The sequence below is a fragment of the Alteromonas sp. AO-Serp genome (assembly GCF_017849675.1).
In the GTDB taxonomy this organism is placed as follows: domain Bacteria; phylum Pseudomonadota; class Gammaproteobacteria; order Enterobacterales; family Alteromonadaceae; genus Alteromonas; species Alteromonas macleodii.
Genome location: NZ_JAFLMX010000282.1, coordinates 1 through 8,044 on the forward strand (window position 1 = coordinate 1; position 8,044 = coordinate 8,044).

Sequence of the window (8,044 nt, forward strand, 5' to 3'; positions counted from 1 at the left end):
AACTGGTTATTTATTGAGCGCATTGCGAGATATACATTCTAAATGTCACTTAAGTATAAAATTTATGTTAATAGCTTGTGAACTTTTCATTCAGCGCCTATCGTAGTAGTAAGGCGTGTATAAAAAACGCGTTAGTAACAAACAGGCTAACAAGCAGAGGTGATAAGAATATGTCGCACCATTTCAAAGAAACACCAGAGAATGCAATCACGCAAAGCGGTATAGCTCGCGTTATTCCCTGTAAAGAGTTAGACGTTGGCGACCCTATAAAGTGGTTGTCGTTAGCATTAAGAGACGCCATGCGTGCCCCGGGGCTTACTTTATTTTATGGCGTACTTTTCGCGGTTATTCCGTGGTTCATTATGTATTTGGTTGAAATGACAGGTTGGCACTTAGTTATTTTACCCGCTATTGTTTGCTTTATGTTGGTAGGTCCATTTCTGGCTGCTGGTCTTTATGATGTGAGCTGGGAAATGGAAAAAGGCCACAAGCCCACGCTACGCCACTCTTTACGCGCAATGCGCCGAAATGCATTTAACGAGTGGGGCTTTGCCATACTGCTAATGGTGATGATGATATTTTGGTTACGTGTCGCATCGCTAATCCACGCGCTTTATCCGCCTTATATAGAAAACGACTTAGAAAGCTTGTTACCGTTTTTAGCGCTAGGCACAATTGTTGGTGCGGGTTTTACATTGGCTATGCTTTTTATTACGGCGTTTACCCAACCTATTTTGATGGAACGCAAAGTTGACCTTGCTACCGCCGTATTAACCAGCGTTAACGCAGTATGGCTTAATAAGGTGCCCATGCTTATTTGGGGGGCGATCATCTTTACCACCGTTGCGATTGGTTACGTAACCGGGTTTATTGGTTTTATCGTGTTGATGCCTATTATCGGCTACGCGTCATGGCATGCTTACATTGATGCCATTGAAACTAAGCGTGAACGCAAATATGAGTAGTCGGCTGCGCTTTCTGTAATTTAATTACGGAAAGGGCGAGTGCTTCTGCTTATTAAATGCGCTTTATCATTATATATTTTGTTAAAATTACATTTTTAAGGCCCCTAAAGGGGCCTTTTTGTATTTAAGTTTTATACTTCTTTCTTTCTTCAAGTGTCGTTGCTAGATACATTAGTAATATATAATTTAGATTAGTCTTTATAAAACAATGGTTTAAGCCGATAACAAGGGTGTAACAAACAGATTTACTGCGTATTTACCCCCATTACACAATCATTCAACAGAAAAGTTTTAATTCTTGATGCATAAGTAAAGGGCGTTGAGCGAATTGTTGATTGTTCAGCTTTGTTCAACCAAAAACTAAGAGTTTGCCACAAACTTGATTAAAGCCTTTATCTACACATTGAGGAATTAAACATGAAACCAGTTAAATCGAAACTAGCCAACGCGGTAAAAGTGCTAGCTGTAACTGCAACCGCAGCATTTAGCGTTAACGCAACTGCCGCAGCACCGCAAAAAGACATACGCTTTGTAGGCGAAACCCAATTCGCAGGGTTTTGTAAAGCTGTGATAAATGATGACGTTAGAGTACTTCGCTCTAGTCTTTCACGTAACGTAGGACGCATTGGTGCTAGTCAGCGTGAAGTGTTGCGTATGGTAACGTCTGAAGAAGGGTTGACGTGCAATGGCAGTAGTCTAATTGAGTTTTCAGTTGAGCGTCACGCTGATGCCGTACATGAATACTTAACGTCGCGTAGCTAAGGCGTTGATTGCGGTAACGATAAATCCAGAAAAAGCGGGCTAGCTTGCACTCATCGTCAATCACGTTGACGTAAATGGTGAAAACTAGACCCGCTTTTTGTCTTACTTTTTGCTTTAAAATGCGCCTTAATTAGCGATTTTAATATACGTGGCTACACGCGCTTTACTGGTTTTAAACAAACGTTGCGTTTTAAACCTAAGCTTTAGTAGCAACACGTAAGCAAGTGGTACTAAGAACAAGCTGGTTAGTGTTGAGAACACCAGCCCACCAATGATTGCAATGGCCATTGGCGAGTAGGGAGGACCGTCGCCACCAATTCGAGTACTCCCCATCGCAAGTGGAATAAGCCCTAGAACTGTAGTGGCTACTGTCATCAGAATAGGCCTGATCCGTGTCATACATCCTTCAATCACTGCGTCATACAGCGACAAGCCTTCATTAATTAGCTGATTAATTCTGTCTACCAATACGATGCCATTGTTAACCACAATACCCATCAGAATCAGCATGCCAATCATCCCCATGATAGACATAGATGTGCCTGTAACCATGAATGCCCAAAAAACACCTGTAAAGGAAAACAGTAGTGACGTAATTACAGATGTTGGAAGAATTAGCGATTCAAACAGCGCGGCCATCACAACGTATATCATGCAAAGCGCTAATAGCATATTCATTTGCATTACGGCATTGGCTTCATCCTGGCGAGAGAAGCTGCCGTCTAGCGTCCACTTATAGCCTGTCGGCAATTCGATATTAGCTAATGCTTTTTCTATGCGCTCACGAGCTTGTTCGGTGGTGGTTTCACCCTCTAAGTTTGCACCAATAGCTAGCGCTGTTTGACGATAGTTGCGGTTAATTTGCGAAAGCTGTGGCACCACAGAGAAATCTGCAATCATGTTCAGCGTTACCGATTGACCCTGCGTAAACCCAATATTGATGTTCTTAAGTTCGCTTAGCGAGGCTTGAATATCGCTGCCAAACTTAAGCTGCACCGCCACTTCTCCGGCGTCACCATAGCGGAATGTACGTAAATTACTTCCGCGTAGTGCCGTAGAGATAAGTTTAGCCACATCGTTTACTTGTATGCCGAAGCGATTTGCTTTCTCTCTGTCTATGCGTATTTGAACCTCATCGCGGGTAGATCCCGTGTCGGCTTTTACATCTTCCAACCCATCTATGGTGGAAAGAATAGGAATGATTTGCTCTGAAATAGTGAGCAAGGTTTCTGAAGACTCGCCCAACAGCGTTACTCTCACGCCACCACCGTTGCCGCTATCCCACTGGAAAGAGGGGCGAGCACGCACGAATGAAGGCATGTTTTCGCGAATATCCTCCTTAATTTTACCCACACTTACGGGCAACTCGTCATTAAGCGTGATACCGCTTACTGCATGGCCGGCAGTAAAATAGGTATACACCTGCTTAATATGAAAGCGTTCTTGGTTTTCATAAAGATATGCTTCCATTTTATTTACGGTTTTTTCCACTTCATCTAAGGTGAAGTTTTGTGTCACATGGTAATTAAGCCAAATGCGCTCTTGGTTGTCGTTACCCTCATCGTCAGACGTTACCACCTGCATAGGCACAAAGGTCGACGCGAGAATAAGCAGAGCAATAACACAAGTTGCACCCTGGTGTTTCAACATCCAGTTAAGCGCACGACCATAGCCTTTTATGTAGGACGGTGTTTTAGGCGTTTTTACAACAGGGATCTTTACCTTAGTTGTCAGCAAGGGAATAAGTGTTTTAGCAATGAAAAGCGACGCGAACAGAGATATACAGATAGCCACAGCAACGTGCTCTAAGAAAATAGTCACGTCTATTTTTACCCCAATAATATTAGGTAAAAACACTATTGCCGTGGTTGCTGTTCCGGCAATGACCGCAAGACTGACTTTGTTTACACCAATCTGGGTGGCTCGCTTAATGTCTCCTTCTTGTTGGCGTTCTTGAAATACGCTTTCAGTGATCACCACGGCGTTGTCTACCAGCATACCTACCGCTAGCATGAGGCCCATTAACGATAAGATGTTGAGTGTATAACCTAATAGATACATCACACCTAAGGTAATACAAATTGAGAATGGCACTGAAAGCACGACGATTAAGGTGGTGGTAAGCTGGCGCAAAAATAAGTACAGCACAATAACTGAAAGTAACGCACCTAAAAGGCCTGCGTTTAGCAAATCGCTCAGCGACGAAGTCACGCTTTTCGCGGTGTCGTCCATTACAAATAAACTAATGCCTGTAAACTCAGGGTCTTCCTTGGCTTTTTCGATAACCTTCATTACCGCGTCGGAAACTTCTACAAGATTGCTGCCCGATTCGCGAAATACGTTAAAGCCTACCGCAAAGGTGCGATCTAAATGACGTCCTTCATTGCGTTGAGGAAGCTCGTAAGTCACGCTGGCAATATCAGACAAGCGAACGCTGCGGGTAACCCACATATTTTTAAAGTCGTTTACATCGGTAAATTCGCCAGTTGGGTTAACCAGAATTTTTTCACCGTTATTGTACATATAGCCCGCGGTTAGCGAGAAGTTGGCGTTTTGAAGCTGCTGCTCTAAGCGTGTACCGTCTATTTGGTAGGCCGCCATTTTCTTAGGATCTAAGCGAATAGTAATTTGACGCTTCATGGTGCCGTATAGCTCAACTTTCGATACACCCGGAACACGCTCTAGCGGTCGCTTAAGGTTACGTTCAAGCAAGTCGTAAGCATTTGATAAGTCGCGGTCGCTCGATACACGCAGCTGGAATATAGGCATATCGTTGGTGTTAAATTTATACACCATGATCCGCTCTATATCGTCAGGAAGTTCGTGGCGAATAGCGTCAATCTTCTCCCGCGCTTCAATACTTTTGGCTTTAAGGTTTTCATCCCAATCGAACTCTACAATGACCTCAGCCATATTGTCGTACGACCGTGCCCTTAATCGCTTTATCCCCGACATGGTAGCAACGGCCTCTTCAACCGGGCGGGTGATCATGGTTTCAATCTCAACTGGCGTTGCATCAGGGTAGGGGATTTGCACTACCATTTCTGGAATATCAATCCCAGGGAATTTCTCTAAAGGCAATAAGCGGCCAGATACAATGCCGAACAGCAACATAGACAAAAACAGCATTCCGATCGTAACGGGCTTATTTAACGCAAAGCGTGCAAGCGAGGCGCCTATACCTGCAATTTTTGAAAGGTGCGGCTGTGAAGCTATGTCTGTCTCGCGTTGATTCGGGTCACGTGTTTGGCGCTTGTCAGTGTGGGTTTCAGAACTGTTATTAGCGTTGTGAGAAGGTGTACTCATAGTACACCTCCTTTCGACATTGCTCCTTCGTCACCAAAGCCCGCATTAGTGTTAACAGACGTTTTCTGCGCAACGTTTTTCTTCACGTCGAACAGGCTGTAAAGCACTGGCAGTAAAATGAGGGTGAGCAAGCTTGCAAACAGAAGGCCGTAAATAACAGTGATGGCCATTGGCGTGCGAATTTCAGCACCTTCACCAAAACCAAACGCCATAGGCAATAGACCCAACACCGTAGTAAGTGTAGTCATCACAATGGGGCGCAGGCGGGTCTTTGCAGCATCTAGAATAGCGGTGTCTTTATCTACTCCTTGACGGCGTAACTGATTTATACGGTCAACTAATACAATAGCGTTGTTCACTACAATACCGCACAGCATAATCAAACCGATAAATACCACCACGTTTAGCGGCGTATTGGTAAGCCACAATCCATACACGGAACCTGCACCGGCTAGCGGCACTGCGAACAAAATAAGCAGAGGGTGCAGCAGCGACTCGAACTGTGACGCCATAACCAAATACACCATGAACACCGCAAGTGCTAGGGCAAACTGTAGCGAACGGAAGCTGCTTTGCATGTCTTCACTTTGTCCAGTTAATGTTGCACTTAAAGATAGAGGAAGTTGGGTTTCATCAATGACTTTATTGGCAACGGCAACTGCTTCATCAAGCTTACCCTTAGCTAAATTCGCAGATACCAGCGCTACACGCTGCTGTCCAACGCGGGTGATCTCGCTAGGACCTACACTCATGTAAACGTCTGCCACGGCACTTAATGGAATAGGTTGTGCAGAGCCTGGATTAACAACAATGGCACGCACGCTGGCGATGTCATCTCGCTGGTTTTCTTGCGTTCTTACTAGCACATCCACCTTTCTGTCTTCAACACTGTACTGTGTAGCGACACGGCCACCTACTTTGGCTGCAATAAGCTGAGAAACGGTTGATGCATCAAGCTCAAGGCGAGCAAGTTTGGCGTGATGGAAGGCTATTTTAAGCTCTGGGCTTCCGTCACGAATGCTGGTCGTTACGTCTGCAAAATTACTAAAACTGGCTAGCTTGGTCGCAATGGCGTCGCCATACTGCTGTAACTGATTTAGGTCGTAACCCGCAATTTCAATTTGAATAGGCGATGCAAAGCTAAATAGCTCAGGCTCTGAAAACGTTGCCTGAACCTGAGGTTTAAAGGCTAGGTAATCACGAAGCGCACGCTTTACCGCGTCCATATCGCCAGCTGTCGCCGAAGGCTGCATGACAATGTTTAAGCGGCCCCAATGATCGCCACCCTGATTAGGCGCGGCGCTTATAAGGCTACCCGTACCAGACATGGCATAGGTGCGAAGCACCTTGGTTTCGCCGCCATCATTGTTATTTACTGCAACCGCAGCAAGCTCGCTGATAATAGCGTCGGTACGCGCCAGTGGCGAGCCCGCAGGAAGGGTCACTTCTACCGAAAATTCTCCTTGTGACAGGGTAGGAATAAGTTCCATACCTAGTTTTGGTACAAGCATTATCGCGCCAGCAGCAAGAATAAAGGCAGTAGCTAACACCAGCGCTTTGGCTTTAAGACTTACGCGCAGCAGTTTTTCATAAGCAGAAGCGAGAAGGTCAAACCCTTTGTTAAATACCCAGATAAGTGGTTTAAAGGCAACGCTTAATAACTTGCTGACGATATGCCATGCACCTATCACCAAGGTGACCAAGGCTGCAGGTAAAAATACAAAGATAAGTCTGAATGCCCAACGAATTGGCAGGGTAACGTAATACATAACTTTGCCAAACGTTGACGTAGGAGGGGTAGGCGCTGGTGTAGTGAACACATCTTCGTGATCTAGCTGTTGCTTTTTCTTCTTATGTGCCATCGCAGGGATAAGTGTGAGCGCAACAACAAGCGATGCAGCTAAAGCGAACGACACGGTTAACGCTTGATCTTTAAACAGCTGACCTGCAATACCTTCTACAAATATTAGCGGCACAAACACGGCCATAGTGGTCAGTGTCGAAGCCACAATTGCGCCAGAGACTTCTTTTGTTCCTTCGCTGGCGGCAGATGCATCAGTGTCTGTGGCTTCTGCCGTCGTTTTTTCATTAGCTGTAGCGTTATCACTCCCAGCCACTTTTAATTTTTTATGGCGATCGATATTTTCAAGCACAACAATGCTGTTATCTACTAATAATCCAACAGCCAGCGCGATACCACCTAAGCTCATCATGTTTAAGCTTATGTCGTTGGCATACATTAGATTAAAGGTGGCAATTACTGATACCGGAATAGAAACCGAGATAATAACGGTAGCCCAGAAATCTTTAAGAAAAAGGTACAGCACCAACATGGCTAAAATACCGCCCATCAATGCCGCTGATTTTACGTTATCTATAGCTTGCTTAATGAACACGCTTTGGTCATAAATTTCGCTAAGCGTGTAGTTAGAAGGCAAGTTGTTGTTGACCTCATTTAACCGGCTAGCCACTTTTTGCGCAACGTTAACGGCATTAGCATCGCCTTCTTTATAAATGGCAATTTCAATGCCTTCATTGCCGTTAAAGCGCGTTACCACATCACGATCTTTATAAGCACTCTCAACCGTTGCCACGTCTTTAAGTTGAATGTTTCTGCCTTCAAAACGCCCAATGAAAAGGTTTTCGATATCGCTCAGTGTTTCAAACTGATTCAGGGTTCTGACCAAAAACGCCTGGGCTGCGTTATCAATTCGACCGCCGGCCGCGTTAATGTTTTCGGCACTGACCCGGTCAATAATTCGGGTAATGGGAATAGACAGCTGACTGGCTTTCTGCTGGTCGATAAGAATGTGTATTTCGTTTTCTAAACCACCGCCAACGCGCACGGCTGCCACACCCTCTACTGACTCTAGCGCTCGTTTTACTTGCTGTTCGGCATACAAACGTAATCGCTTCATTTGCGCTACGCTTAAACTTGACGTATCGCTTTGTGCCGTCAGCCCCAGTTTAATTACCGGGTCTAAACTTGGGTTAAAACGAAGGAGTCTTGG

The 8,044-nt window shown here is 45.0% G+C and carries 4 protein-coding genes; 2 read left to right on the top strand and 2 right to left on the bottom strand.

Annotated elements, in window-relative coordinates:
- Positions 1-170: 170 nt before the first annotated feature.
- Positions 171-965: a DUF2189 domain-containing protein gene (locus QVA83_RS18485; RefSeq protein ID WP_014949751.1), complete on the top strand. Its 795-nt coding sequence runs from the start codon at positions 171-173 to the stop codon at positions 963-965.
- Positions 966-1,382: 417 nt separating this feature from the next.
- Positions 1,383-1,727 (top strand): DUF3718 domain-containing protein, encoded by a 345-nt coding sequence (locus QVA83_RS18490; protein ID WP_014949750.1) that lies wholly within the window; start codon positions 1,383-1,385, stop codon positions 1,725-1,727.
- 126 nt (positions 1,728-1,853) lie between these two features.
- Here the strand turns inward: QVA83_RS18490 and QVA83_RS18495 are convergent, their stop codons facing one another.
- Both QVA83_RS18495 and QVA83_RS18500 read right to left on the bottom strand, forming a co-directional pair.
- Positions 1,854-5,033, bottom strand: a complete 3,180-nt coding sequence (locus QVA83_RS18495) for an efflux RND transporter permease subunit (RefSeq protein WP_287498795.1) — start codon at positions 5,031-5,033, stop codon at positions 1,854-1,856.
- The coding region (locus tag QVA83_RS18500) for an efflux RND transporter permease subunit (protein ID WP_287498796.1) at positions 5,030-8,044 on the bottom strand (3,015 nt) is incomplete at its 5' end. The genes QVA83_RS18500 and QVA83_RS18495, both read right to left, overlap by 4 nt.